Here is a 26948-nt window from a genome sequence, read left to right on the forward strand (position 1 = left end):
TCCGCGCACCAAGTCCATCACCGTCACCCTGAGGTGGCCGCTTCTTCAGCGGCCCTCGAAGGGCGACGGCCCAGCTGCATCGGTGGCCGTTCATCCTTCGAGGCTCTCCGCGCGACGCTTTGCGTCGCGTGGCTCGCACCTCAGGATGACGGGGCGGAGAGGAGCGGGCTCGGAAGGATCGAGCTACCCCGTCCCCGTCACACAATTCACCCACAACACCACGGCCTTCGCATCCTCAGCCGGATTTGAAAACCGGTGCGGCCTTCGGCTCGCAAAGCGAAAACTGTCGCCCGTCTTCAGCGACCACGTCTCGCTGTCGACCGTCAGCATCATCTCGCCTTCGAGCACGAGGCCAGCCTCTTCGCCGTCATGGGTGTAGAGCTCGTCGCCGGTCGAGCCGCCGGGCTCCAGATGCACCAGAAACAGATTGAGCTTGTTGTCGGCACTCGCAGGGCTGAGCAACTGCTTGGACACGCCGGTGCGCCAGAGTTTCAGCTCGGGCCGCTGCAGCCCGCGCGTCACCACCTGATCTGATGCGCCATCGGCGCTCGGGCTTGCGCCGAACAGCGCGGCGATGCCGACGCCGAGCACGTCCGCGAGCGTGGCCAGCACGCGCAGCGACGGTGATGACAGGCCGCGCTCGATCTGGCTGAGGAAACCGATCGACAGATCCGTGCGCGCGGCAACCGTCTCGAGCGAGAATTGCCTGACACGTCTGAGATCGCGGATGCGGCGGCCGACCGCGACGTCCATGGCAGGCTCCGCCGGCTTCGCCTTCTTGCCGTTCCTGGCCTTCTTTGCCGGCTTTGCGGCGGCCGGTTTGCGCATCCTTTTGCCACCGCTCACGTCAAACCGCTTTCCTTCATGTGCATGAAAACCGCTTGCGTGATCCGCGAAAGTGTGACCAAATTTTCATATTGGTGAAAATAGGCCGAAACGGCTCGGTCCGCAACGTCTGCGATCACGACGTGCGAGCGCCGCCATCGGCCGGGACCCAAAGGGGGATGCGATGAAGCGTTTTGGTCTGGCCGCCGTCGCGGCGCTCGCACTTGCAGCCATTGCGCCGGCTTCGGCGCAGCAGGTGCTGAAGGTCGGCTCGACCCCGACGGGCATCCCCTTCACCTTCCTCGACACCAAGACCAACACCATCCAGGGCATCATGGTCGATCTCGTCACCGAGATCGGCAAGGATGCCGGCTTCAACGTGCAGATCGAGCCGATGCAGTTCTCGGCGCTGATCCCGTCGCTGACCTCGAGCAAGATCGATATCATCGCGGCTGCGATGTTCATCACCGCACCGCGGAAAGAGGTCGTCGATTTCTCCGACCCGATCTACACCTACGGCGAAGGCCTGGTCGTGCCGAAGAGCGACACCAAGGCCTATGCCACGCAGGACGATCTGAAGGGCGAGACGGTCGGCGCCCAGGTCGGCACCGCCTTCGTCGATGCGCTGAAGAAGTCCGGCCTGTTCGCCGACGTCAAGGCCTACGACACCATCCCCGACATCCTGCGCGACGTGAACACCGGCCGTCTGAAGGCCGGCTACGCCGACTATCCGATCCTCGCCTACAATCTGAAGCAGGGCGGCTTCCCCGAGGTGCGCCTGGTTGACGGCTATAAGCCCGTCACCGTCGGCTCGGTCGGAATCGGCGTCCGCAAGGGCGAGAGCGCGCTGCTCGGCAAGATCAATGCTTCTCTGGCGAAGCTCAAGGCCAACGGCACCATCGACAAGATCCTCGACAAATGGGGCCTGAAGGCACAGGGCTGATGAGAGGCGTATCGAAGGCCGCCCGATGAAAGGTTTTTGGCACGACGCCGTCGAGTTCTTCCCGATCCTGATGAGCGGCGTCGCGCTGACGATCCTCGTCACCATCGGCTCGCTGCTGCTCTCGACGGTGCTCGGCCTGATCTGGGCGATGATGCGGGTCTCCGGCATCAAGGCGCTGTCGATGCTCAGCGCCAGCCTGATCAACGTGATCCGCGGCATCCCGATCATCGTGCTGCTGTTCTACCTCTACTTCGTGATGCCTGATCTCGGCGTCACACTGTCGGCGTTGCAGGCCGCGATCCTCGGGCTCGGCATCGCCTATTCGGCCTACCAGGCCGAAAACTTCCGCGCCGGGATCGAAGCCATCGACAAGGGCCAGATCGAGGCGGCGCAGTCGATCGGCATGGGCTGGTGGCTCACCATGCGCCGCGTGGTGCTGCCGCAGGCGGTGCGCATCGTGCTGCCGCCCTATGGTAACGTCATGATCATGATGCTGAAGGATTCCTCGCAAGCCTCGACCATCACGGTCGCGGAGCTCGCCCTTCAAGGCAAGCTGATCGCATCATCGACCTTCAAGAACACCAACGTGTTCACGCTTGTTGCGTTGATGTATCTCACCATGAGCATTCCGCTGATCCTGCTGGTCCGTCACTTCGAGAAGCGGGCGGGCAAGAAATGATCGAGCTCAGCGACGTCCACAAGAGCTTTGGCAAGGTCGAGGTGCTCAAGGGCATCACGGCGAAGGTCGAGAAGGGAGAGGTGGTCTGCATCATCGGGCCGTCCGGCTCCGGCAAGTCCACCATCCTGCGCTGCATCAACGGGCTCGAAAGCTACGACCGCGGCGAGATCAGCGTCGAAGGCCTGAAGGTCGACCGCGATGCGTCGTCGATCGTGAAAGTCCGCACCCAGGTCTCGATGGTGTTCCAGCGCTTCAACCTGTTCCCGCATCGGACAGTCCTGGAGAACGTCGTCGAGGGGCCGCTCTATGTAAAGAAGGAGCAACGTGCCGCGGTGCTCGAGCGTGGCCGCGCGCTGCTTGTCCAGGTGGGCCTGGCGGAAAAAGCCGACGCGCATCCGCCGCAGCTTTCCGGCGGCCAGCAGCAGCGTGTCGCCATAGCTCGCGCGCTGGCGATGCAGCCGAAGGCGATCCTGTTCGACGAGCCGACTTCGGCGCTCGATCCGGAACTCGTCGGTGACGTCCTCGGCGTGATGCGCAAGCTCGCCGACGACGGCATGACCATGGTCGTCGTCACCCACGAGATGGGCTTTGCCCGCGACGTCGCCGACCGCGTGCTGTTCATCGATGGCGGCGTCATCGTCGAGCAGGGGCCGGCGAAGACGCTGCTCAACCAACCCCAGCATCCGCGCACGCAGGATTTTTTGCGCCGCGTGCTGCATCCGCTCTAATCGGACTTTTACAATGACGCGCCTGCCTCTGCCGCCCTCGCTTTATGCCGACACCGCCGTCGCGCCGGTGGCCACGCCGCTGCTCGATACGGACAAGAGCGTTTCCGTCGCGATCGTCGGTGGCGGCTACACCGGCCTCTCCGCGGCGTTGCATCTGGCGGAGCAGGGTGTCGAAGCGCTGGTGCTGGAGGCGCAGGAGCCAGGTTGGGGCGCGTCCGGCAACAATGGCGGCCACACCAATCCGGGCCTGAAGCACGACCCTGACAAGATCGAGGCCGATTTCGGCGCTGAACTCGGCCGCCGCATGATCGACTTCTCCTACGGCACGACCAACTTCACGCATGATTTGATCCGCCGCTACCAGATCCCGTGCGAGGCGCGGCAGAACGGCACGCTGCGCGCGGCCTATAACGAGGCCAGCGCTGCTGCGATCGAGAAGACCGCGCAGCAATGCATCCGCCGCGGCATGCCGGTGACCTATCTGAACCGCCAGCAGTTGCGCGAGATGACCGGCACGGATCGCTATATCGGTGCCATGCTCGACACCCGCGGCGGCGACCTGCATCCGCTCAGCTACGCCCGCGGCCTCGCGCGCGCCGCGATCTCCGCCGGTGCGAAAGTGCACGGCGAGACGCCGGCACTGTCGCTCCGGCGCGACGGCGGCCGCTGGCGCATCGAGACGCCGCGCGCGGTCGTGCATGCCGACAAGGTGCTGCTTGCTACCAATGGTTTTACCGACGATCTCTGGCCGGGGCTTCGCCGCACCATCGTGCCGGTGTTTTCCTCGATCGCTGCCACCGCGCCGCTCTCCGACGATATCGCCCGCTCGATCATGCCGACGCGGCCGGTGCTCTACGAAAGCGGCCACATCACGGTCTATTACCGCATCGATCAGCAGAACCGTCTGCTGATGGGCGGCCGCGGCCCGATGCGCTGGATCAACTCGCCGTCCGACGTCGCCTATCTCATGCGTTACGCCGAGCGGCTCTGGCCGCAGCTCAAGGACGCGGCCTGGACCCATGGCTGGAACAGCCGGCTCGCAATCACCAACGATTATTATCCGCATGTGCATGAGCCCGCGGAGAACCTCCTGATCTCGCTCGGCTGCAACGGCCGCGGTGTCGCGCTCTCGACCGCGATGGGCGCGCAGCTCGCGCGTCGCCTGATCGGTGGCGCCAAGGCGGAGATCGATATGCCCGTCACCGGCATCAAGCCGATCCCGATGCATGCGTTCTGGCCGGTCGGCGTGACCACGGCGGTGATTGCCGGCCGCATCCGAGATAGGCTGGGGATCTAGGCCTCCGGCACCGCGTCGGCCCAGGGCTGGAAGATCTCGACCGCGCCGGAGTTCGTGTCGCCGTCGCGCATCACCACGCTCGGGCAGGCGAATTTTTGCGGCAAGGCCTGCACCCGGCTCTCCTCATAGTCGAAGCGTTCCGCCAGGACTTTGCGTGCTTCCGCTGGCAGCCTGATATCGCCGACCACGACCGCGCCTTCGCTGGCGTCGATGCGCGGCTGGTGGATGGCGGCATCGAGATCCATGCCGAAATCCATGGCAAAGGAGACGAGCTGCATCACCGACGGCAGGATGCGGCGGCCGCCGGACGCGCCGACCGCAAGGCGCTTGCCGTCCTTGGTCTCGGCGATCACAGGCGTGTAGTTGCAGAGGCAGCGCTTGCCGGGCGCGAGCGAATTGGTGGTGCCGGGCGTCGGGTCGAACCACATGATGCCGTTGTTCATGGCGATGCCGCTGTGCGGCGTCACGTATTTCGAGCCAAACGACGAGAGCAGCGTTTGCGTCACCGCCGCGATGTTGCCGCGGCGGTCGACCACGGAGAAATGCGTGGTGCAGGCGGGCGCCAGATAGTCGGCGCCGAGCGAGCGCTTGCCGTCGGCATCGCCCATGTCCTTGAGCCGCTCGCGGAAGGCCGCCTGCAAGGCGAGCGCGTATTCGACATAGGCGGCCGCGTCCGGCGTGCCCGCCGGCTTCAGACCCTGCTGCAACAGGCGCAGCGCATGCGCCATGGTCGGGCCGGCCGTAAGCTCGGGCGTCGCATAGACCTTGCCGTCGCGATAGGGGATCGCCAGCGGCTCGCGCAAATGGCTGCGGAATGCGGCGAGATCCTCGACCGACAGCGAGCCGCCGTCAGCCCTGATGTCGGAGGCGATGCTCCTGGCGAGATCGCCCTCATAGAAGTCCCGCGGACCGGCTTCGGCGAGGTGCGAGAGTGTCGCCTTGAGTGTATCCTGTGGCAGCCGGACTTCGGACTTGATGCCCCATGGCGGGCTCGGCGGCAGGCCGTCCTTCAAAAATGCTGCAGCGCTTGTGGGATAACGCCGCAGATCGGCCGCCGATGCCGTGATCGTCAGCGCGGTCCACCAATCGACCAGCAGGCCTTCGCCCGCGAGTGCGACTGACGGTGCGACCAGATCCTTCCACGGCATCTTGGCGTAGCGGCGATGCGCTTCCTCCATGCCGGCGACGACGCCGGGCACGGCAATCGCGCCGGGACCGTGGATGTTGCGGTCGTCCTTGACCGGCGACCAGGGAAACAGATCGGACGCTGCGCCTTCGCCGCTGAGCGGATAGTCGGACACGCGCAGGCTCTGCGGCGCGCACATGCCGTAGTCGATCACCTGGTAGCGATTTTCCTTGGCGCGGTAGAGCACCATCGCGCCGCCGCCGCCGATGCCGCTGTTCCAGGGCTCCAGAACATTCAGCGCAAAGGTCGTCGCGACGATCGCGTCGACGCAATCGCCGCCCGCCGCCAGCACCTGCGCTCCGACCTCGGCCGCCCGCCGCGATTGCGACGCGACAATGCCGCCCTTGGATGTGACGGCGGGTTTGCGGACGGTTTGGTTGAGGCTGAACTGATGAGGCATGATGTCGCTTGTGCTTGTCTTGTCGATTGTGCTTGTCGAGTTGTCTTGGCTTCGTTGCGCTGACGCGGAGCGCGCGAAGAATGGCACATTGCCGCCAATGAGAACATCGAAAGGGAGACGCGGCATGGCAGGTGTGAATCAGGCGCCGGGCGGTGACCCTGTCTCCGCACCGTCATGGCCGGGCTTGTCCCGGCCATTCCACGTTCTTCCGCGCTGGAGGCAAAGACGTGGATGCCCGGGCCTTCGCCTCGCCGAAGCGGCTTCGGCCGCGCAGGCGGGACAAGCCCGGGCATGACGAACGGAGAGACCGATTTGTGGGGAAGCAGCGAAGGCGCCGCGCTCAGAGCCCGCGGTTCAGCCGGCTGGCCTGATATTTGGCGTGCCATTTCGGGCCAGGGCCGCGCATGTAGTGAAGCTCGGGGCGGTAGGGGTTGCCTGCGATCCGCACCAGCTTCTGCCATTTGGTGGCGACGAAACTGAAGGGCTGGCGGAGCAGGGTCAAAGAAGCCAACAGCATGGCATCACCTCAATGCGGCTTGCCGAGCATGGCGGTGAAGGGGAGATCGAAGATCTCCTCGCCGTCGTCGTCGCTGATATGGATCACCCACTCACGCCAATCCTCGGCGCCGGGCGTCTCGATCATCGAGCGCATGAGCTGGGCGGCGCGGTCGCGCGCTTCGGTCAGGTTGGCGACTGCCATGCCGTAGTGATCGATCAGCGTGCCTTCGGCATTCGAGCAGTGGAAATACATCTGAACCATACACGCCTCCTCTGCAAAGCGATTTGGACGGCATATCGATACCATCCGCGCAGAACGAAGAATATTCGGGCCAAGCCCGGTAAGGGAATCTACGGGGATTGGTCGGCACGAAGAGCCCTGCGGGTTTGATCACAGGGGGGTGATGTTCAACTGGACGGCGCCGAAGCGGCGTGGAACAACTCCCGGCCGGAAGCCGGGGGGCCGCTGTGAATCAGCTCACATTTCAGATTGGATGCCGAAGCTTGTGCGTGGGCGTCGTCGCCTTCGTGGCGGTCTTGCTCGGCTTTGCTCCACTGGCCGCGTCCGATCCCGTGAGGAAAAGCGGTTACGCGGTGGGAACGGAGACCTGCGGTAGCGGCGATCTCGCCTTTCCCAAGGTCCAGATCGACATGAAGGCCGGTTTTTGTGCCGGCCTCGTCGCCAGCGAAGAGGACCATCTGAAATTTCCGCGGTCGATCATGCAGGTGCCCGGCCACGACCTGTTCGTGGTCGCCGATATGGGCGGCTGGGGCCATTCCGATGGCCGGCTGCTGCTGCTCGATCCCCACGCCGCCAGCGGCCAGCGGTTCAAGGAGCTCCTGACCGGGGTCGAATATCCGTTCGGCCTCGTGATCGGTCCGGACAAGAAGCTCTACGCTTCGACCGCCGAGACCATCTTCCGTTTCGATCCGCTCGCGGACAATCCCCGCGGCACGGTCGAGACCATCATTCGTCACATGCCGGGCCGCCGCATCACGCTGCCCGACGGCACCAGGCTCGACGAGAGCGCGCATCCGCTCAAGCAGTTCGTGTTCGACAGGAACGGGCGGCTGTTCGTCAATGTCGGCGCCCACAGCGACGATTGCATTACACGCACGCCGATCACGCGGCCTTGCGCGCCGGCGGAAGGCCCCTCCGCCATGGCTGCGATCTGGCTGTTCACGCCGCCGTCGGGCGGCGCCTTCCCGGCGTTGAAGCCGAACGATCCGGATCCGCCGCACACGGTTTACGCGCGTGGCTTGCGCAATTCGATGGCGCTGGCGCTGCACCCGAACTTTCCCGATGCCGGCTACGCTTTCCTGCAAGGCGAGAACGGCCACGACCTGCCCGATATCTTCAAGCCCAACGAGGAGATCAACGCGATCGAGCAGGGCAGACATTATGGCTGGCCCTATTGTTATGATCTGTCGACGCCGAGTCCCGAGTTCAAGCTCGTGTTGCAATCCGGCGTCTACAAATCGCTTTGCACGGCGAACGCGCTTTATAAACAGCCGTTCTCGCTGCTGCCGCCCCACGGTGCGCCGCTCGCGATGCTGTATTATCACGGCGCCAAATTTCCGGAGCTCGAAGGCAAGCTGCTGGTCGGCCTGCACGGTTATCGCCCGACCGGCAGCCGTGTCGTCATCTACGAGGTCGACGACCACGGTTTCCCGAAGCCTGCGCCTGCGCCGGTGCGCTACCACGTCAGTTGTGCGGCCGATCCGACCCACAATTTTCAGACCGACGCCGGAGATGTCGCCGCCGCGCCGTTCGAGGAGTTGATCGCCGGCTGGCACCGCGTCAATGGTGCGCGGCCGCAAGGCGCGCCGGTCGGCATGACGGTCGCAGACGACGGTGCGATCTGGCTGGTCGAGGACAAGAACCAGACGATCATCCGGATCGATCGCGCCGCGGGCGATCCACCGCCGCCGCTGCCCTGCGATACGCGCAGCCAGGCGCTGATCGACCAGCTCGCCGCCTTCGTCGCCAAGGATGCGCAAAACAAGATCCGGCTCACCACGCTGCGCAAAAACCTCGTCGAAAAGCACTGCGTCGGCTGTCACTCCGATTTCGGTCTGAAGGCCGGGCAGTCGGATGCCGACAAGGACACGACCGTGCTCAGTTTCATGCTGTCGCAGGACGGCTGGATGTATCCGGGCGATCCGGAGTCCGGCAAGCTGCGCACGCGGCTGCGCGGCATTGGCGCGGAGAAGCTGATGCCGCCCGGCGGCGAGAGCCTGCCGAAGACCGAGCCCGGTTATGCTGCGCTGCTCACGACCGCGGATCTGCTCGTTGCCAGGATGGTTCCGGGGACGCGGATGCGCATCAAGCTCGGCCTGCCGCAGCGCAAGTTCTTCAGCAAGGCGAACAAGGAATGCGGCGAAATACCGGCCGCCAAGGTCGTTGTCGTGACACAAAGGAACGCTGTAGACAAACCGGGCTTCAGCCGCTTCTTCCGGCCGGCCGACCCTTATTTGAATGGCGAGTGCAGCGACGACGATGGCTATTTCATCCGGCAGGAATTTCTGGTGCCTGTGCAGTAGCCTCCTGCTCGTGGTCGCCACGCCGCTCGTCGCAGCTGAGACGAAGCTGTTCGAAAGCGTGCAGGTGACGCCGGCCAGCGAGTATACGTTCGGCATCGAAGGGCCCGCCGCCGATCTCGATGGCAACCTCTTCGTGGTCAATTTCGGCAAGCCCGGCACCATCGGCCGATTACCGGCGGGCGGTGCGGCGTCGGAAGCCTTCACCGCACTCCCCGAGGGCAGCGTCGGCAACGCCATCCGCTTCGATCGCAACGGCACGATGTTCATCGCCGACTACAAGAAGCACAACATTTTTGCGATCCCGAAGGGCGCAACCGAGCCCAGCGTCTGGTTTCACTCCGACGAGATGAACCAGCCCAACGACATCACTATCGCCCGCGACGGCACGATCTATGCGAGCGATCCGAACTGGAAAGGCCGGGAAGGCCATATCTGGCGCATTGCGAAAGCCGCCGATGGCACGGTGCAGGGACAAATCATGTCGGCGCCGCGCGCGATGGGCACTACCAACGGCATCGATCTCAGTCCTGACGGCAAGACACTCTATGTCGGTGAATCCAGCAATGGACAGGTCTGGTCCTACGCCATCCGCGGCAATGACCTCACCGACGCAAAGCTCGTCAAGGCATTCCAGCCCGACACCATCGACGGCCTGCGCACCGATGTCGTCGGCCGCCTCTACGTCGCGCGCATTCTCAAGGGGACGATCGCGCTGATGAAGCCCAACGGCGCAGTCGAGCGCGAGATCGCGCTGAAGGGCAAAGAGCCAACCAATCTCGCCTTCGGCGGCAGCGACGGCAAGACCGTCTTCGTCACCCAGCGTCAGGGCGGCTTCATCGAATCCTTCCGCACCGACCAGCAGGGTCGCGAGCACTGTCTCCAGCGCGGGCGCTGCTAGGCTGGTCAAAGGCGCTCCGCTCTTGACGCAGGGCCGAAGCGCGAAGGCGGCATTGTTCTTGCTTGCATCTGGCCGCTGCGGGGATTTAGACATTCCGTGGCATCGTCAGAGAGCACGCGACCACGGAGTGTTGAGTGAAAGCCGTCCATACCGAACTGCACCGCAGCCACGATCCGCAATTCTTCCTGGTCCGCGGCGTCGTCAAGCGCACCACCGAGCAGCCTGAGCGCGCCGATCGCCTGCTCAAGGGCCTGAAGGACGGCAAGCATCGACTGGTTGAGCCGACCAAGTTCGGCCAAGGTCCGCGCGCGCGGATTCACAGCCCCGAATATCTGTCGTTTCTGAGTGAAGCCTGGGATGCCTGGACGGCGCTCGGCGATTCCGGTCCGGAGATGATCGGCAACATTCATCCCGTGCGCCATGCCGCGACCTATCCGACGCATATCGTCGGCCGACTCGGCTGGCATACCGCCGATACCGCCGCGCCGATCGGCCCGGGCACCTGGGCCGCGGCCTGCGCGGCGACGGATGTCGCGGTCACCGCGGCGCAGATGGTGATGGACGGCGAGGATGCGACCTACGCGCTGTGCCGTCCGCCCGGTCATCACGCCTATCGCGACATGGCCGGCGGCTTCTGCTTCCTCAACAACAGCGCGATTGCAGCGGCACATCTGCGGCTCAAGCACGAGCGCGTCGTGATCCTCGACGTCGACGTCCACCACGGCAACGGCACGCAAGGCATCTTCTACGCGCGGCCGGATGTTTACACGATCTCGATCCACGCCGATCCGATCGCGTATTATCCGTATGTGTGGGGCTATGCGCATGAGCGCGGCGAAGGTCCCGGCCTCGGCACCAATCTCAACATTCCGCTGGCGATCGGCACGGGCGATGACGGTTACATCCAGGCGATGGATGTCGCGCGCCAGGCGATCGAATCCTTTGCGCCCGGCGCGCTCGTGATCGCGCTCGGCCTCGACGCCTCCGAGCACGATCCGTTGAAGGGCCTCGCCGTCACCACGCCCGGTTTCCGCCGCATCGGCCAGGCCATCGCGAAGATGGGCTTACCGACCGTGTTCGTGCAGGAAGGCGGTTATCTCTCGGACATCCTCGGCGCGAATTTGACCTCGGTGCTCGCGGGCTTCGAAGAGGCGCGGTGAGGTTCGCCACTCTCCGTCATTGCGAGCGAAGCGAAGCAATCCAGGATCTTTTCTTGCGGCGACTCTGGATTGCTTCGCTGCGCTCGCAATGACGACGTGGATGCAATCTTGCATGAGGGAGAGTGACTGGCTCGGCGGCATCAGGGCTCAAAACATCCCACTCGCCCTCAACGCCTTGCAGACGTGCTGCATTTCGGTCTCGTCCGCGACCATGTCGAGCATGATCGTGGTGAGGCCCTTCGCGGCAAAATCCTTCAGCTTCGCGCCGATCTCCGCATAGCTGCCGACGAGATAGGGGCAGTCGGCCTGGAAGGTGAGGAACGGCAACAGCCAGTAGCCATTGTCGTGAAGCTCGCCGGTCTGGCCGTCATAGAGGTGCCGCTTCCAGACCGAATCGGTATTCTCCATGGTCAGGGCGAGAAGCTCGCGATCGTCCGAACTGTCGCGGAAGCGTTTTTGTGCAGCGGCTCGTGCCTCGTCGCGGCTTTCGCGGGCGAAAATCCCGAAGTTCATGCCGGGGGCTTTGAGGCCGCGATCGAGATCGGGCGGCAGCATCTGCATCTTGATGCAGCCTGTCTCCTTGGCAATGCGCTGCGCCGCCTCCGACTGGCCGGCAATCAGGAACTCGGGCATCAGCTCGGCGGGCAGGCTTGGCCGGAGTTGGAGATTGGCCGCAGTGTAGAGCCGCCCGTTGAAGCTGACTGGCCGCGGACTCGAAAGCAATTGGCGCACGATCGCGACGAACTCCCCGAGCCGGACATAACGGTCGGCATGTGAGTGCGTATCGCCCAGCCCCTGCAAATCGCTGATCGCGGTCCCCGTGATCATGTTGAGATAAACTTTGCGGCCGTAGAGCTGCGCAAAGGACGAGACGAACTTCGCGGCCGTGAACGGGTGCATGTAGACCGGATTGACGGCGATCAGCGGCGACGATTGCGTCGTCGCCGCGAGGATGTGCTGGGCCATGGCCCAGGGCTCGACGAACACGTCATTGCCTTCGAACAGCAAAATGCCTTCGAAGCCGTTGCGGTCGGCGAACTCCGCCACCCGCATCAGCTCGCCGACATATTTCTTGGGATCGCGGTTGCGCGAAATCGCAGGAAAGACGCGTAGCCGCGCCGGTGTCATTCCGCCGCTCCCTGGAGCGGCCAGGCATTGCGGGTGATGCGAAGCCCGCCGGCGGCACGGGAGCCGTCGGCGATCGCCAGGCGATGCGAGGGCGACGGCGAGCACAGCGAGAAGCGCCAGCCTGCGGGATCGTCGGAGATATCGGGCTTGAAGCTGATCTCGATCGCCTCCCGCGATACCTGCATCGCGAATGCGTCGAGCGGCAGGTTGAGCCCAAAACCCCTGGCTTTCAGATAGGCTTCCTTCAGCGTCCAATAGTCGAAGAAGCGCTCGATCGCGACCGGTTCCGGCAGCTCGCGCAGCGTCTCGACCTCTTCCGGGGCAAAGAAGCGAAGCGCGGTGGAGAGCGGCGCGACGCGCCGCGACACCGTCTCGACGTCGACCCCGACGGTCTCGTGCTTCGACACGACGCAAGCCACGCAGCCGTCGGCATGGGACAGGCTGAAATGCAGTGCCGCCGAAGTCGCAGGCGCCGCGACAAAGGGCCGCCCGTAGCGGCCGGTCGAAAACGACCAATCGGTCGGTTCGACCTCCGGCGCCGCGTGCGAGAGCGCCAGGCGCAACATCGCGTGCGCGAAGATATATTGCCGCTGATGCCGCTCCAACATGAAGCGGTCGGCACGTATCCGTTCGTCGACCGAGAGCAGCCGCCGGCACGCTTCGACCGCGCCCGGCGTGTCGATGCTCTCGATCAGTCCGACAAATAGTTCAATTTCGTCGTCTGCCATCAATTGGGCCCATAGCGTCAGGCGGAGGCCAAATCCGGCCCTGACCGAAAGAATCAACCGAGCAGGAAGCAACTGAGCAGACCGTTCCTAGCGGTCCACCCGGGCAAATTCTTGTCGATTGCTGGCCGGTTTACAGGCGCAAGCTTGTGCGAGACCCCAACTCGACAGGCGAGCAGCCAAAATTTGGAAATGAAATTGAAGATTCGTGCGGCGTCCCGGCCGACGAGTCTTACTTTTTCTTCTTGGCCTTTTTGCCGCCCAGCATCGAAAGGCTGGCGTCGACGTCCTTCAGTGCGGACTGGAGCTTCTTCTTCTCGACGGTAAGAAGCTTCTGAAGCGACTTGCGGTCCTTGTCGCTCAGCGAGGTACCCTTGGTAAATTTGATGAAACCCATAATAAGCACTCCCCCGGTTGAAAATAATCGTCCAAATCAAAAACGCAGGAATAATCTTGCGCGGCGGGCGCCAAATAATCAAGATGCAACTTGTTCATTCACAGCTTCGGCGAGTGAACCCCGTATTTGCCCGTTCTGATCAGCCGGTCATGCTGCCCTGCGATCGAGCAGGCGGCCGAGCGGCGTATTCGGCTGGGTGATTGCGGCCCCCAGCAGCGCGACGAGATCTTCCATCCACGTACCGACCTTGCCGCCGTCCAGCAAATCGCCCTTGTAATTGCATGAACCGGTGATTCCGGTCGGGCGCTCCTTGAGCATCAGCGACAGCCAGGTCTGGTCGACCGGCAGCACCGGCTGGCCCTCGCGCGCGACGTTTCCGATCGATCGCACCGCGACATTTGGCAGCTCGAGCGGCTGGCGCAGCGGATTTTGCAGAGTGAAATAGACCTGGAGCAGCGATGACGGATCGATGCCCTCCTGCTCCAGATGGTCGGCCAGAATGTTGAACGGTAGCTCCTGCCGGGCATGCGCCTCGAGCACGCTTTGGCGCACCCGACCCAGGGCTTGCGTGAACGACAGATCCGGCGTGATTCGGCTGCGGACGATCACCGTGTTCTCGAACGGACCCACGATCCCCTCGGTGTCGGGCTGGGCGCGATTGGCCATGGCGGTCGCGACCGAGATGTCCGTGCGTCCGGTCCGCGCCAGCAGCAGGGCCTTGAGACCCGTGAGCAGGCACATGAATAGCGTGGCGTTGTGCTGTCGCGCATAGGCCGTGAGCCGGGCGACCAGATCGCGCTCCAGGCTGAGCGGATGATGGCCGCTCGACGCGCCCGGCCGCGCTTCGCCGTCAAACAGGGGGGCTGAACCGCGCAAGCTCTCGGTCCAGTCGGCGGCCTGGCGGCGGGCCGCCTCGGTGCCGCACCACCAGCGCTGCCAGCGTGCGACATCGGAGAACGCAAGCGGCATCTTCGGCAAGGGCGCCGACGGATGGCCTGCCAGCGCGGCGTAGCGGTTGGACAATTCCTCGAACAGCACGCCGACCGACCAGCCATCGGCGATGGCATGATGCAGCGTCAGCAGCAGGATGTGATCCGCGGCGTGCTGCCGCAGCAGCCGCGCCCTTAGCAGCGGCGCCCGGGCAGCGTCGACCGGGGTGTAGGTCTCCTGCGCGATCAGGAGCTCGATCTTCCTAAGCTCGAGCGCCTTGCGGCGCTTGTTGTTGTGGGGCTGCCCGTCGCCGATGGTCTCGACGGTCAGGACCGGACCGAGCGCGGCGGGCGCGATGATGCGGCTGACCGGCTCCTCGCCATTCCAGCCGAACGCCGTCCGCAGGGATTCGTGGCGGCGCGCGATGTCGTCGATGGCCTGCGCCAGCGTGCGCGGATCGATCGGGCCTTCGAGGTGGAAGGCAAAGGGCAGGTTGAACAGCGGCAGATCGGGCAGGTTCTGCTCGATTCGCATCATCTGGTCCTGCGCGATCGACAGCGTGGGTGGCCCGTTGTCGGCCAGGCGGGGAACGCCGGCCGCGGGCTTTTGTGGTTTCGTGGCCACGGCCTCGTCGACCTGCCGGGCGAGCTCTTCGATCGTCGGCGCCTCGAAGATGGTCTTGATCGGCAGCGAGACTCCGAGCGCACGGGCCACGCGCGCCATCGCCTGGCCGGCGAGCAGCGAATGGCCGCCGAGATCGAAGAAATTGTCGGTGACACCAATGCTCTCGACCTTCAGCAGATCGATCCAGATGTCGGACAGCACTTTTTCGGTGAAGCGGCGGGCCGGCACGGCGGCTTCCGTTCCCGCGCTCTCCTGTTGCGCAGGCGCCAGCAGGGCGGAGCGATCGAGCTTGCCGTGGGCATTGAGCGGGACCTGATCCAGGAACAGGAACGCCGACGGGATCGCATGAACGGGCAGCCGGCTCTTGAGAAAGTCGCGCAATTCGCTGGCGCTGATCTGGCTGCCGGCCCTGGCCATGACATGGGCGATCAGCCTGATATCGCCATTTGTATCGCGCCGTGGCTCGACGATACCGGCGTGGACGCTTGCGTGGTCGCCAAGCGCAGCCTCGATCTCCTTGAGCTCGATGCGATAGCCGCGGACCTTGACCTGAAGGTCGGCGCGGCCGAGGCATTCGATCGTTCCGTCGGCGCGGCGGCGGGCGAGGTCGCCGGTGCGGTACAGCCGCGCACTTGCCTCGCGCGCGAACGGATCGTGGATGAAGCGCTGCCGGCTCTGGGCGGGATCATTGACATAGCCGCGCCCGACGCCGGCGCCGCCGATGCAGAGTTCCCCGACCACGCCGATCGGCTGTGGCTCCAGTCCAGGATCAAGCACGTAGATTTGGGTGTTGGGCAGGGGCGAGCCGATCGGGACGTTGGTCGTCGCCGTGTCCGGCGCCCTGGTCAGCCGGTGCAGGGAGACGTCGTCGGAGCATTCCGAGGCGCCGTAGGCGTTGATCAGGGGCACCTTCGGGCAGCGGGCGAACCAGGCGCGGCAGAGCTCGACCGGCAGCGGCTCGCCGGTCGAGATCAGGAGCCGCAGCTTTGCAAAGGCGCGCAGCATCGGCGCCTCGTCCAGACGTTCGAGAATGACGCGGAGCAGCGAGGGGACGATCTCGAGCACCGTGATGCCCTCGCGTTCGATCTCCCGCGCCAGCAGCATCGGGTCCTGCACGACCGAATTGCCGCAGACATGGACGCGTGCGCCGACCATGGGAGCGGCGAGGAACTGCCATACCGAGATCACAAAGCTCTGTGGCGCGGTCTGCGCGATCACATCCCTGGCCGTGACGCCGAGTTCGGCGATCAGCGACGCCAGATGGTTCGACAGTCCACGCTGCTCGATCATCACGCCCTTCGGCGCGCCAGAGGAGCCGGACGTATAGATGAGATAGGCAAGGCTCGCGCTTGCGCGCCGCGCCGCACGGGCCGGCTTGGTCGATTCCAGCGCGATCGCGTCCTCGAGCTCGGCGACCTGGATGCGCGCGACCAGCGGCTCGAGCAGGGCGTCGACCATGGCGGACTGCGCGCGCCCCGTCAGCAGCATGCTTGCGCAACTGGATCCGAGGATGGTTGCGAGCCTTGCCGGTGGCTGCTCGGGATCGAGATTCAGGAAGGCCGCACCTGCGCGTTGCACCGCGATCATCGCCGCAAGCAGGTCTGGCCCGCGATCGGCAAGCAGCGCGACCACCGTCTCGGTGCCGACGCCTTCGCGCGCGAGCCAGCGTGCGATCGCCTGGCTGCGGCGCGCCAGTTCGCGATAGCTCAGGGACAGACGGCCATCGGATATCGCCACGGCGTTCGGCGTCTTCTTCGCCTGCCGCTCGAAGCGTTCGCAGAGATTGCCGCGTGCGGTGAAATTGGCCGGCCGGCCTCTCGCCGGCAGCCGCCGGCGTTCCGCGACCGTCAGCAGCGGCAGACGCGAGATGCGCTGCTCGGGATTGGCGATGACCGCCTTGAGCAGGGTCTTGAACTGATCCGCCATGCCCTCGATCGTCCCCGCGTCGAACAAATCGGTGGCATATTCGAAGAAACCGGTGAAGCGGCCCTCGGCCTCGATCAGCTCGAGCGTGATATCGAAGCGCGCGACTTTGGGATCGATTTCCAGCCGCCGCGTCGACAGGCCCGGGAAGCGCGCCGCCTCGATCGATGCGTTCTGCAGGATGAACATGATCCGGAACAGCGGATTGCCGTCCGTCCTTCGCGCGATCTGCAACGCGGGCAGGACTTCCTCGATCGGAAGGTCCTGGTTGCGATAGGCATCGAGCGTAACCTGGCGCACCCGCCGCAGCATCTCGCCGAAAGTCGGGTCGCCGCCGAAATTGTTGCGGAGGATCAGCGTATTGGCAAACAGCCCGATCAGCCGCTCGCTTTCGATCTGGTTGCGGTTCGCGATCAGCGATCCGGTCGCGACATCTTCATGCCCGGTATGGCGATACAGCAGGCACTGGAACACCGCGAGCAGCGCCATGAAAGGCGTCACGCCCTGATCCTGGCTCAGCGCGCGAATGTCGGCCGAAAGGGGCTTGGAGAATTCGAAATAGTGACGGGCGCCGTGACCGCTCCAGGTCTCCGGCCGCGGCCGGTCGGTCCGCAGCGGCAGCGTGGTGACGCCGTCGAGCTGCGCGCGCCAATAGTCGAGCTGCTCCTTTGCCGCCGGTGTCTGTGCCCAGCTCTGCTGCCAGCGCGCAAAGTCGCGATATTGGAAGCCGGGCGAGGGCAGCATCGTCGTGCTTCCCTTGCGTGCCGCGGAATATCCGGCGGCGAGCGCCTCCCAGAACAGCCGCTGTGACCAGCCATCGGTGACGAGGTGATGGACATTGACCACCAGCGCATGGCTGGACTTGTCGAACGACAGCAGCGTGACCTTCAGCGGCGGCTCGCGGGCGAGATCGAACGGATATTGCGCCAGCTCGAGCGCCTCGCGCCTGACGATCGCAGGCCACCGGTGCGGAGGGCAGGGTTTTAGCTTGATCCGCTCGAACCGCGGCGGTCCCTTATGCGCGCGCTGTACGGGTTCGCCCTCGCGTTCGACGAAGATCGAGCGCAGCGCTTCATGGCGCGCGCAGATCGCGGCCAAGCCCGCCTGAAGCGCGGCGATGTCGACCTCGCCCTTGAGGAGCGCGACCTCGACCACGTTATAATTGTACCGCGTCGGATCGAGCCGCGAGAGCACATACATCCGCTGCTGCTGGAACGACAGCGGCGCGTCTCCTTCGGAAGCCTCCTGGCGCCATGCCGGCAGCATCGCATCGCGATGCGTCGTGGTCTCGATCCGGGCGGCAAGAGCGCCAACCGTGGCGCAATCAAAGATGTCCTCGAACGAGAAGTCGACGTTGAAGCGCTCGCGCAGGCGCGAGCGCATCTGCGTGACCGCGAGCGAGTCCGCGCCGAGCGCAAAGACGTCCTGATCGACGCCTACTCTCGGAAGCTCCAAAAGATTGGCCCAGATCTCCGCGAGCTGGGTCTCCAGCGCGTTGCGCGGTAGCTGCGTCTCGTCGTATTCATCGGACGCGGAAACCAGCTCGGCCAGCGCGTTGCGCTTGACCTTGCCGCTGGCACCCTTCGGCAATGCCGCCACGCTGCGGATCAGGCTTGGCACCTTGTAGGCAGCAAGTCGCTTGCGTGCGAACTGGCGCAGCTGGTCGGAGGTCACCTCGGAATTCGCCCGTAGCACGACGACTGCGGCGACGTTCTCGCCGAGCTTTGCGTGAGGAATCGCGAAGACCCCGGCTTCCAGCACCGCCGGGTGGGCCAGCAGCACCTCTTCCACCTCCAGTGGCGACACCTTCTGGCCGCCACGGTTGATGACGTCCTTGATGCGGCCGACGATGAACAGGTAGCCGTCGGCATCGAGATAGCCGAGATCGCCGGTCCGGAACCAGCCGTCGCGAAATGCGGCCTGCGTCGCCGCCTCGTCATTATAATAGCCGCGGCTCATGTTTGGTCCGCGCAGCATGATTTCGCCCTGCGCGCCGCTTGCAAGCGCGCGGCCGGTCTCGTCCATGATCGCAATCTCAGGACCCGCGGCCCGGCCGACCGATCCGATCTTGCGCAGCTCGAACGGATTGGCCGCGATCTGCGAGGCCGCTTCCGTCATGCCGTAGGTTTCCAGCACGGGCACGCCAAACATCGCCTCCAGCCCGTTGAGGATCGCGGGCGCAAGCGAGGACGAAGCCGAGCGGATCACGCGCAGCGATGACACGCGGACGCGCTCCGGGTTGGCTTCCGCGGCCGTCAGCAGCGCGCGATGAATGGTCGGCACCGCCGTGTACCAGGTTGGCTGCAGATCCCGCATCCAGCCGAAGAAGGACGGCGCGTCGAAACCGCCGGTCACAATCACGCTGGAGCCGGCGGCCAGTGCGGTGAGCAGTCCAGAGATCAGCCCGTGGGCGTGAAACAGCGGTAAGGCATTCAGCAGGCGATCGTGCGATGTGAGCGACAGCACACGGCCGGCATTTTGCGCGGAGAGGCACACATTGCGATGCGTCAGCGGTACCATTTTTGGCCGCGCGGCCGTGCCTGACGTCAGCAGGATGAACGCATCGTCCTCGGCGCGTGCGCTGCCGCTTGTGCTTGCCGGACCGATCGTCGGCCCGACGAACTCGCAGCCGCCGAGGTCCGTCTCCGGTCCGGGCACGAAGTCGATCACCGCGATGTCGAGCGTCCTGGCGACGTCACGACTTGGCGAGTTCATGTCGGCTCGGGTGACGAGCGCCGTCAGCTTCAATTCGCTGAAATAGCGTTGCAGCTCGTCCGCTGTCAGGTCGGGATTGACGGGGACGCAGGCACAGCTTGATGCGACCGCGATGAGAGCCAGCGCGCTGTCGGCCCCGCGCGGCAGCGCAACGGCAATCCGGTCGCCAGGCGCAATGCCGAGCCCGCGCAGCGTCTGGACCAGATGCGCGATCCCAGCGTCGAGCGCGCCATAGGTCAGAGGCGGCCGGCCAGGGGCGAGCAGGGCGGGCGCTTCTGGCGTTGTTCGCGCGTGGAAGGCGAGAAGGCTGCCGATGTGGGCAAACGTCTCGGTTTCGGCACTGATGCCGTCCGATCTCTCTCCCGCCCCCGGTGCAACCTCGGACAATGCCATTCCCTTTTGATCTGATTGGGCTATTCTTCCCTGGAGTTAGGGAACGCGTCCAGTCTGAGGTGAAGTTTTGGCCCCAAAATCTGTGGTTGAGGGACCTTAAGCCTTTCGGCGGGGGAGTGTCGGGCGAGATCACCATGCTGGAGAAAGAGCCGGGGACGGAAGTCGGGTTGAAGCGCTGGCTCGAAGGCATCGGTCTCGGTCACTACACCGATCTGTTCGCGCAGCACCGCCTCGATCTCGACGTCATGGGCGACCTGACCGAGGCTGATCTTGCCGAGCTCGGATTGCCGCTCGGCGATCGCAAGCGGCTGCAGCGGGCGACCGCGTCGCTGTTTCAGGCCGAGACGGCGGAGGTGCCGGCCGCGCCGGCGCACCCGCCGTCCCGCACCGAGGTCGGCGCCGAGCGGCGTCAGCTCACCACCATGTTCTGCGACATGGTCGATTCCACTGCGCTCTCCGCCCAGTTCGATCCGGAAGACGTACGCGACATGATCGCGAGCTTCCGCGAGACCTGCGTGCGCGTGGTCAAGCATTACGAGGGCTTTGCCGCCCGCTTCGTCGGCGACGGCATTCTGGTTTATTTCGGCTACCCGACCGCGCATGAGGACGACGCCGAGCGCTCGGTGCGCGCCGGGCTCGAGATCGTGCGGGTGCTCTCGACGGCACGCGCGATCGAGCCGCGCGGCGCGCTCAGCCACGCGCCCGCCGTCCGCATCGGGATCGCGACCGGCCTCGTCGTGGTCGGCGACCTCGTCGGCCAGGGCACCGAAGAGCGTGATTCCGCGGTCGGCGAGACCGTCAATCTGGCCGCCCGCCTGCAGGCGCTGGCGCCGCCCAACGGCGTGGTGATCTCCTCGTCGACGCAGTCGTTGCTGAAGGGCAAGTTCGATTACCGCAATCTCGGCGCTCATGCGCTGAAGGGCATCTCGGAGAAGACCCAGGCCTGGCACGTCGTGCGCGCCACGCGGGTGGAGACCCGCTTTGCGGCCGCCATGGGCGCGCGGCTGACCCCGCTCGTCAATCGCGAGGAGGAAATCGCGCTGCTGATGGGACGCTGGCAGCAGGTCAAGGAGGGCGACGGTCAGGTCGTCGTCAAGTTCGGCGAGCCCGGCATCGGCAAGTCGCGCATCATCCAGGAGATTTTTGAGCGGATCGCAGGCGACCGCCACGGACAGGTCTCGTTCCAGTGCTCGCCCTATTACACCTCCACCGCTTTCTATCCGTTCGTCGAGCAGCTCAAATTCTCTCTCGGCCTCGATCGCGAGGATGCGTCCGCGCTGTCGCTGGCGAGCCTGGAGAACGCGATTGCCGCCGCCCACGGCGATATCGAGCAGGTCGCGCCTCTGTTTGCCGCGCTGCTGTCGATCCCGACCGGCGAGCGCTATCCGCCGCTCGACCTGTCGCCGCAGCAGCAGAAGGATGCGACGATCGCAGCGCTGGTCAATCACTTCCTGGGGCTCGCGCGCGAGATGCCGCTGGTGATCGTCTTCGAGGATCTGCACTGGATCGATCCGACCTCGCGCGAGATGGTCGACCTCCTGGTCGACCGGGTGCAGAACCGGCCGATCCTGGCCATCATCACCGCGCGCTCCGAATTCCAGCCGAGCTGGAGTGCGCATTCGCACATCACCACCCTCGTGCTGAACCGGCTGAGCCGGCCGTTGCGCGCGACGCTGGTCGAGCGTGTCGCCGGGCGCGAGCTGCCCAAGGAGGTCATCGAGGAGATCATCGTCAAGACCGACGGCGTGCCGCTGTTCCTGGAGGAGCTGACCAAGACGGTTCTCGAATCCGACCTCCTGACCGAGCGGCACGGCCGCTACGTGCTGTCTGGCCCGTGGCGGCAACTGGCGATCCCTGCGACGCTGACGGACTCGCTGATGGCACGTCTCGACCGGATGGGGCCGTTCAAGCGGATCGCGCAGATCGGCGCCACGATCGGCCGCGAGTTCTCCTACGAGACCCTGCATGCGGTCGCCAGCACGCCGGCGGAGCAGATCGAGGCGGCGCTGACGCATCTGGAGGAGGCGGGCCTGATCACGCGGCGCGGCCATCCGCCGGACGCGCTCTACTCCTTCAAGCATGTGATGATCCAGAACGCAGCGCATGCCAGCCTGTTGCACAGCGAGCGGCGCAAGCTGCATGCGAGCATCGCCCAGGTGCTCGCCGAGATGTATCCGGAGAAGACGGAGCGCGAGCCGGAGCTGCTCGCCCACCATCTCACCGAGTCCGGTCAGAGCGAGGGCGCGGCGAGCTTCTGGCTCAAGGCCGGCAAGCAGGCGGCCAAGAGCGGCGCCAATCTCGAGGCAATCGGCCATCTGCGCCGGGGCTTGAGCGTCGTGCAGGCCAATGCCCGCATGCAGGGCGCCGACGAGATGGAGCTCGAGCTGCGGATCGCGCTCGGCAACGCGTTGATCGCCGCCAAGGGCTACGCCGTGCAGGAGGTCGAGGAGAACTACATCCGCGCCCTCGAGCTCGGCCAGCAGCTCGACGACGACGAAAAGGCCTTTGCCGCCACCCGCGGGCTCTGGGTCTGCCATTTCATTCGCGCCGATCTCACTCGCGCGCATGACCTCAGCGTCGAATTGTTGAAATTCGCCAAGCGCGAGCGGCTCAACGAGCGGGCGGAGCCGGCGCAGCAGACCGGTTATCTGATCGAGGCGCACCGCTCGATCGCGATGACCATGCTCTATCGCGGGCGCTTCGCCGCCGCGCAGCATCATCTGCACCGCTGCATCAATCTTTACAGCCCCGACCTGCACTCCGACCTGATGGAGCGGCACGGCACCGACCCCGGCGTCGTCTCGCTGTCCTATCTCGGCTATCTCCTCTGGTTCCTTGGCCAGCCCGACGCGGCACGCCAGCACAGCGAGCAGGCGATCCTGCATGCGGAAAAGATCCGCCATCCCTTCTCGCTCGCCTTCGCATTGGTGTTCGGCGCCTATCTCTGCCAGCATCTGCGCGATATCGAGGGTACGCGCGACCATGCCAACCGCGCCATGATCATCGCCACCGAGCACAATTTCCTGCACTGGAAGCAGCAGGCCGCAATCCTGCGCGGTTGGGCGCTGGCCCAGCTCGGCGAGGCCGACGAAGGCATCAGCCAGATGCGGCTCGGCCTCGACGAATACGAGGCGATGGATTCCTGGCTCGCCGGCTGCTGGTTCCGCTGCCTGCTCGCGGAGGCCTATGCCAAGGTCGGCATGCGCGACGCCGCCTTGCGTGCGCTGGACGGTGCGCTCGCGACCGCAAGACGGACCGGCGATCACTCCTACCTCGCCGAGGTCTACCGCCTGCAGGGCGAGATCACCTTGTCGGACGGCAATCCGGCCTCGGTGCAGGAGGCCGAGGATTTGTTCGAACTGTCGCTGGAGACGGCGCGCAAGCAAGGCGCGTTGTCCTGGGAGCTGCGCACCGCCGTCAGCCTCGCGCGGCTGTCGCACGACGCCGGCAAGCGCGAACATGCGAGCCTTTTGCTCTTGCCGATCGTCGGCAAGTTCAACGAAGGTTTCCTGGCGCACGATTTGAAACAGGCCATGCAACTCGTGCACGAGCTCGGTGGGGACATGCCCGTTCGTCAGCCGGCCCACCAGTGAAATGAGCGATCTCGCCGCCGCCCGTGCGCGCTACGTCGAGCTGATTGCAAGGCGGGAACGACTCTCCTCGCATCGTCTGCTCGCAGCCCTGGCGGCGGTGCCGCGCGAAAAATTTCTGGCGAAGGGGCCCTGGCATATCAAGAGCGAGGCGGCGCGCAGCTACCGGCTGACGCCTGATGCCGACCCCATCCATCTCTACGACAATGTGCTGGTCGCGATCGACGCGCGTCGCAATCTCGACACTGGGCTGCCGAGCCTGTGGGCGCACTTCATCGATGCGCTCGACGTCGGGGAGAAGGATCGCGTGGTCCAGATCGGGTGCGGGCTCGGCTATTTCTCGGCGATCCTGTCAGAGATCGTAGGCCCGAAGGGCAGGGTGCAGGCCATCGAGTGCGACGCACGGCTTGCGGTGCGCGCCGCGGCCCATCTTCGCGCCTATCGGAATGTCGAGGTTATCAACGGCGACGGCTGCCGGGACATCGGCGAGCCGGCTGACGTCATCATCGTGCATGCCGGCTTCTCGCATCCGCATCCGCTCTGGCTTCAATCGCTCCGTCCGCGCGGCCGCCTGCTGGTTCCGTTGACGCAGCGGGACCGCGAAGGCGCCGCCCTCAGGATCACGCGCAAGGGTAGGGGTTTCGAGGCCGAAGCTGTGCAGCAGATCCGGATCTTCCCCGGCCAGGGCCGCGGGGGGACGGCGCTCGACGACCGCGTCGCCGATTGGTGGCAGCGGGCATCGTCGCTGGCGCCGCTGCGCTTTCGCGGCATCGCGCAGGGGCTGCCGTCGGACCGGCGCTAGACGTCACACGTCCTTCGTGAACTTGCTGATCATGTCCATGAACGGCTTCGGCTTGAACTCGCCGTCGAGCGGCAGCGGGCGGTTCGGCTGCTTGTCCGGGCGCTTGACCATGCCGTTGATCCAGCTGTAACGATCGGAAAGTCCCCAGGTCAGGATCGAGCGCACCGGTCCGCTGGTCGAGATCGCCGTCAACAGATCGTCGACACGTTTGGCGACGATGGCATCGCGCTCCGAAGGACTTCCCGTCAGCTTCTGATCGTCGACGTCAAGCTCGGTGACGTAGACCTCGAGGCCCCATGACCGCAGCTCGGTGACGAACTCGGCAAGCCCATGGGTGTCGATCTCGAGCTCGGCATGCAGATGCGATTGCAGTCCGACCGCGTGCAGGGCCACGCCCTGGTCGAGCAGACTCATGATGAGGTTGCGATAGGCGGCGCGCTTGGCGATGAACGAGTCCTTCGCCGACTCGATATCGTATTCGTTGATCGCGAGCTTGACGTAGGGATCGGCTGCGGCCGCGGTGCGGAAGGCGAGCGGAATCCAGCGATCGCCGAGATGCTGCGTCCAGAAGGTGTCGCGCCGGTCGGTGACCCCTTTGGGATTGTCAGGGATGGGCTCGTTGACGACGTCCCATGAGGTCAGCTTGTCCTTGTAATAGGACACAACGGTGTTGATGTGATCGACATAGGCGCGCTCGACGCCCTTCGAATCCTTGATCTGCTTGGTCCAGTCCGGAATGTCGTGATACCAGGAGAGCGTGTGGCCGCGCATCGTCAAATCGTTCTTTTGCGCGAAATCATAGATGGCATCGGCGCGCTCGAAGGCAAAGGTGTGCGCGTCCGGCCGCAGCATCGGCCATTTCAGCTCGAGCACCGGCACCACCTGCGTGCAATAGGTGCTGATGGCCTCGCCGAGCCGCGGATCAGCCTGCAGGTCCCAGAGCGTGGCGGCTGCGCCAAAGCCCGGACGGCGCTGCGCAAGTTTCGACACCGGCAGGGCTGACGCCGATGTGCCCGCTGCGAGCGTCGCGGCGCTGCCGAGGAGAAATTCACGTCTGTCGAGCTTCGTCACGTGGTGGCCGTCCTTTCGGAACCAACGCGCCAATGTACCAAGCGGCGTCTTGCGACGCCGCGGTTTCCTGTTGTTGGGTTAACTTCAGCGAACCGGTCTTGTCAGCGCGGCTGACGTTGCATTACCGCTTCAGCGATCCCGTAATAATGAAGCGCGCCCTTTTCGAGCGTGAGATTTTCCATCACATAATCGCGAGGTGCGAAGTCGCCCGCGCCGACCTGCGACCAGAAGTCGCTCCAGCCGGAGATGAAGCCGGTCGCGTCGACGAACGTGCGGCCGCAACGTGCGTCGAAATAGGGCACCGAGGACACACCGCCTTCGTATCTCACCTTGTCCGGAAAATACTCCGGATCCTGCCACGGCCCGCCGCGATCCCAGGCGAGCACAGGCACGCCGCTCGACAGTGCCTGCTGGCAGGCGATGCCCTGACTCTCGTGCTCGCAGAGGAAGACCATGCTGCGGCTGCGCGCCAGCGCCGCCTTGTAGTCGTCTTCCTTGTAATGGCCGTAGCGGATCACTTCGACCGATCGGCCGCTGGCTTCGAGATGCCGGCGGATCGGTTCGATCAGCTCGCTCGCGTAGCGCTCGTGCTCCCAGCGCACCTTGTCATAGAGCAGCACATCGACGCTCTTCTGCTCGGCGGCGGTCTCAGTCCACACATCGGTTTCGATGCCGACCGGCCAGATCTCGACATGCGGCCAGTACGGTCGGCACATCTCCGCATACCATTTGCAGGGCACCAGGATAGTGTTGCCGTGCGGGCCTTTGAGATGCGCAGGCGCATCCACCGGATGGTTGTACATGGCGACCCCGAGCAGGAGCGGATTTTGCCAGGCGAACCAGTCGAGCACGAAGGGACGTCCGATGATGCAGGCGAGCTCGTCGGGGTGCTTGCGGATGTAGCCGTAACCGTTGACGCGATAGCGGATCCCGACCCTGTCGAGGCCGGCACAGAGATTGAGGAACACGCGCCGCTGGCCGCTGATCCAGGACTTGCCGAGTAGCATCCGTCGCAGCAGCGGCCGGACGTGGCGGTCGCCCGGAATCCAGCGGTCGTCCCGCTCCTCGAAGAACAGGTTGAGCGTCATCCGCTCGCCCCTGTCCGCAGGGCCCGGCGGAACCAGGGACGCATCCGTGCCATCATGGGGCAGGGAGGAGGCCGGGTTTGCCTGTATTCGCTCGGCAGCGTCCATATCAGTCACGTCCACGCATGAAGAGAAAGCCGGGCGACGTCTTGAAATCATGGTTTCTTTTCGGTGATCGCGTCGGCCCGCTCAAGGACTTTGCGAATTTAACGCTAACGCGCGAAACCCGCCGGACGGCCTCATTTGGGGGTCCATCGCGATCATGTGCGCAGCGCGTCGAGCGTCGGCTTCGGCTTGCTTGCGGTCCGGCTTGGCTGGGGCGGCATGGGCCTCGCGTAGCCAGTTCTGCCGCTGATGCTGGCCTTTCCGCTTGCGTTCTATTCCTCGTCGCGGAATGCTGCGGACCG

Annotated in this window: 19 protein-coding genes; 9 read left to right on the forward strand and 10 right to left on the reverse strand. The window is 65.0% G+C overall.

Annotated features, from left to right (window positions below):
* Positions 1-183: 183 nt before the first annotated feature.
* Positions 184-828, reverse strand: coding sequence for a helix-turn-helix domain-containing protein (locus tag JJC00_RS09765; protein WP_200472367.1), 645 nt, complete (start codon positions 826-828; stop codon positions 184-186).
* Between the two features lie 181 nt (positions 829-1009).
* On the opposite strand from JJC00_RS09765, the gene JJC00_RS09770 reads away from it, so the two are divergent.
* The 4 genes from JJC00_RS09770 to JJC00_RS09785 are packed head-to-tail and all read left to right on the forward strand — an operon-like array spanning position 1010 to position 4472.
* Entirely contained in the window at positions 1010-1768 is a 759-nt protein-coding gene (locus tag JJC00_RS09770) for an ABC transporter substrate-binding protein (RefSeq protein ID WP_200472368.1), read from the forward strand.
* Between the two features lie 25 nt (positions 1769-1793).
* Positions 1794-2447 carry an amino acid ABC transporter permease gene (locus tag JJC00_RS09775; RefSeq protein ID WP_200472369.1) on the forward strand — a complete coding sequence of 218 codons (654 nt, stop codon included), beginning with the start codon at positions 1794-1796 and terminating at the stop codon, positions 2445-2447.
* Positions 2444-3175 (forward strand): amino acid ABC transporter ATP-binding protein, encoded by a 732-nt coding sequence (locus JJC00_RS09780; protein ID WP_200472370.1) that lies wholly within the window; start codon positions 2444-2446, stop codon positions 3173-3175. The genes JJC00_RS09775 and JJC00_RS09780 overlap by 4 nt, the downstream gene beginning before the upstream one ends.
* A 13-nt stretch (positions 3176-3188) precedes the next feature.
* Positions 3189-4472 (forward strand): NAD(P)/FAD-dependent oxidoreductase, encoded by a 1284-nt coding sequence (locus JJC00_RS09785; RefSeq protein WP_200472371.1) that lies wholly within the window; start codon positions 3189-3191, stop codon positions 4470-4472.
* On the opposite strand, the gene JJC00_RS09790 is transcribed toward JJC00_RS09785, so the two are convergent.
* The 3 genes from JJC00_RS09790 to JJC00_RS09800 all read right to left on the reverse strand — a co-directional run bounded on the left by JJC00_RS09790 (position 4469) and on the right by JJC00_RS09800 (position 6818).
* Positions 4469-6058 (reverse strand): gamma-glutamyltransferase family protein, encoded by a 1590-nt coding sequence (locus tag JJC00_RS09790; RefSeq protein WP_200472372.1) that lies wholly within the window; start codon positions 6056-6058, stop codon positions 4469-4471. The two genes, JJC00_RS09785 and JJC00_RS09790, sit on opposite strands and share 4 nt — an antisense overlap.
* A gap of 340 nt (positions 6059-6398) precedes the next feature.
* Positions 6399-6575, reverse strand: coding sequence for a hypothetical protein (locus JJC00_RS09795; RefSeq protein ID WP_200472373.1), 177 nt, complete (start codon positions 6573-6575; stop codon positions 6399-6401).
* A 9-nt stretch (positions 6576-6584) separates the two neighbouring features.
* Positions 6585-6818 carry a DUF6894 family protein gene (locus JJC00_RS09800; protein WP_200472374.1) on the reverse strand — a complete coding sequence of 78 codons (234 nt, stop codon included), beginning with the start codon at positions 6816-6818 and terminating at the stop codon, positions 6585-6587.
* Between the two features lie 206 nt (positions 6819-7024).
* On the opposite strand from JJC00_RS09800, the gene JJC00_RS09805 reads away from it, so the two are divergent.
* The 3 genes from JJC00_RS09805 to JJC00_RS09815 all read left to right on the forward strand — a co-directional run bounded on the left by JJC00_RS09805 (position 7025) and on the right by JJC00_RS09815 (position 11158).
* Positions 7025-9100, forward strand: a complete 2076-nt coding sequence (locus tag JJC00_RS09805) for a PQQ-dependent sugar dehydrogenase (RefSeq protein WP_433996500.1) — start codon at positions 7025-7027, stop codon at positions 9098-9100.
* On the forward strand, positions 9057-9998 hold the full coding sequence (locus JJC00_RS09810) for an SMP-30/gluconolactonase/LRE family protein (RefSeq protein WP_200472375.1): 942 nt from the start codon (positions 9057-9059) through the stop codon (positions 9996-9998). The genes JJC00_RS09805 and JJC00_RS09810 overlap by 44 nt, the downstream gene beginning before the upstream one ends.
* Before the next feature lie 134 nt (positions 9999-10132).
* Positions 10133-11158, forward strand: coding sequence for a histone deacetylase family protein (locus tag JJC00_RS09815; protein ID WP_200472376.1), 1026 nt, complete (start codon positions 10133-10135; stop codon positions 11156-11158).
* A gap of 147 nt (positions 11159-11305) precedes the next feature.
* Here the strand turns inward: JJC00_RS09815 and JJC00_RS09820 are convergent, their stop codons facing one another.
* The 4 genes from JJC00_RS09820 to JJC00_RS09835 all read right to left on the reverse strand — a co-directional run bounded on the left by JJC00_RS09820 (position 11306) and on the right by JJC00_RS09835 (position 19993).
* Entirely contained in the window at positions 11306-12286 is a 981-nt protein-coding gene (locus JJC00_RS09820) for an LLM class flavin-dependent oxidoreductase (RefSeq protein ID WP_200472377.1), read from the reverse strand.
* Positions 12283-13014, reverse strand: a complete 732-nt coding sequence (locus JJC00_RS09825; protein ID WP_200472378.1) for a 4'-phosphopantetheinyl transferase family protein — start codon at positions 13012-13014, stop codon at positions 12283-12285. Before JJC00_RS09825 ends, JJC00_RS09820 begins: the two co-directional genes overlap by 4 nt.
* A 229-nt stretch (positions 13015-13243) precedes the next feature.
* Positions 13244-13408: a hypothetical protein gene (locus JJC00_RS09830; protein WP_198029491.1), complete on the reverse strand. Its 165-nt coding sequence runs from the start codon at positions 13406-13408 to the stop codon at positions 13244-13246.
* 147 nt (positions 13409-13555) lie between these two features.
* Positions 13556-19993, reverse strand: a complete 6438-nt coding sequence (locus JJC00_RS09835; RefSeq protein WP_200472379.1) for a non-ribosomal peptide synthetase — start codon at positions 19991-19993, stop codon at positions 13556-13558.
* A 134-nt stretch (positions 19994-20127) separates the two neighbouring features.
* Here JJC00_RS09835 and JJC00_RS09840 point away from each other — a divergent pair, with 134 nt between their 5' ends.
* Together JJC00_RS09840 and JJC00_RS09845 are read left to right on the forward strand one after the other, a co-directional pair.
* Positions 20128-23586 carry an ATP-binding protein gene (locus JJC00_RS09840; RefSeq protein WP_200472380.1) on the forward strand — a complete coding sequence of 1153 codons (3459 nt, stop codon included), beginning with the start codon at positions 20128-20130 and terminating at the stop codon, positions 23584-23586.
* 1 nt (position 23587) lies between these two features.
* Positions 23588-24385, forward strand: coding sequence for a protein-L-isoaspartate O-methyltransferase family protein (locus JJC00_RS09845; protein ID WP_200472381.1), 798 nt, complete (start codon positions 23588-23590; stop codon positions 24383-24385).
* A 3-nt stretch (positions 24386-24388) separates the two neighbouring features.
* Here JJC00_RS09845 and JJC00_RS09850 read toward each other — a convergent pair whose 3' ends face one another.
* Complete coding sequence (locus JJC00_RS09850; RefSeq protein WP_200472382.1) at positions 24389-25456, reverse strand: endo-1,4-beta-xylanase; 1068 nt, start codon at positions 25454-25456, stop codon at positions 24389-24391.
* Positions 25457-25557: 101 nt separating this feature from the next.
* Positions 25558-26649: a glycosyltransferase gene (locus JJC00_RS09855; protein ID WP_200472383.1), complete on the reverse strand. Its 1092-nt coding sequence runs from the start codon at positions 26647-26649 to the stop codon at positions 25558-25560.
* Positions 26650-26948 lie beyond the last annotated feature (299 nt).

This window comes from Bradyrhizobium diazoefficiens (assembly GCF_016616885.1).
Lineage (GTDB): Bacteria > Pseudomonadota > Alphaproteobacteria > Rhizobiales > Xanthobacteraceae > Bradyrhizobium > Bradyrhizobium diazoefficiens_F.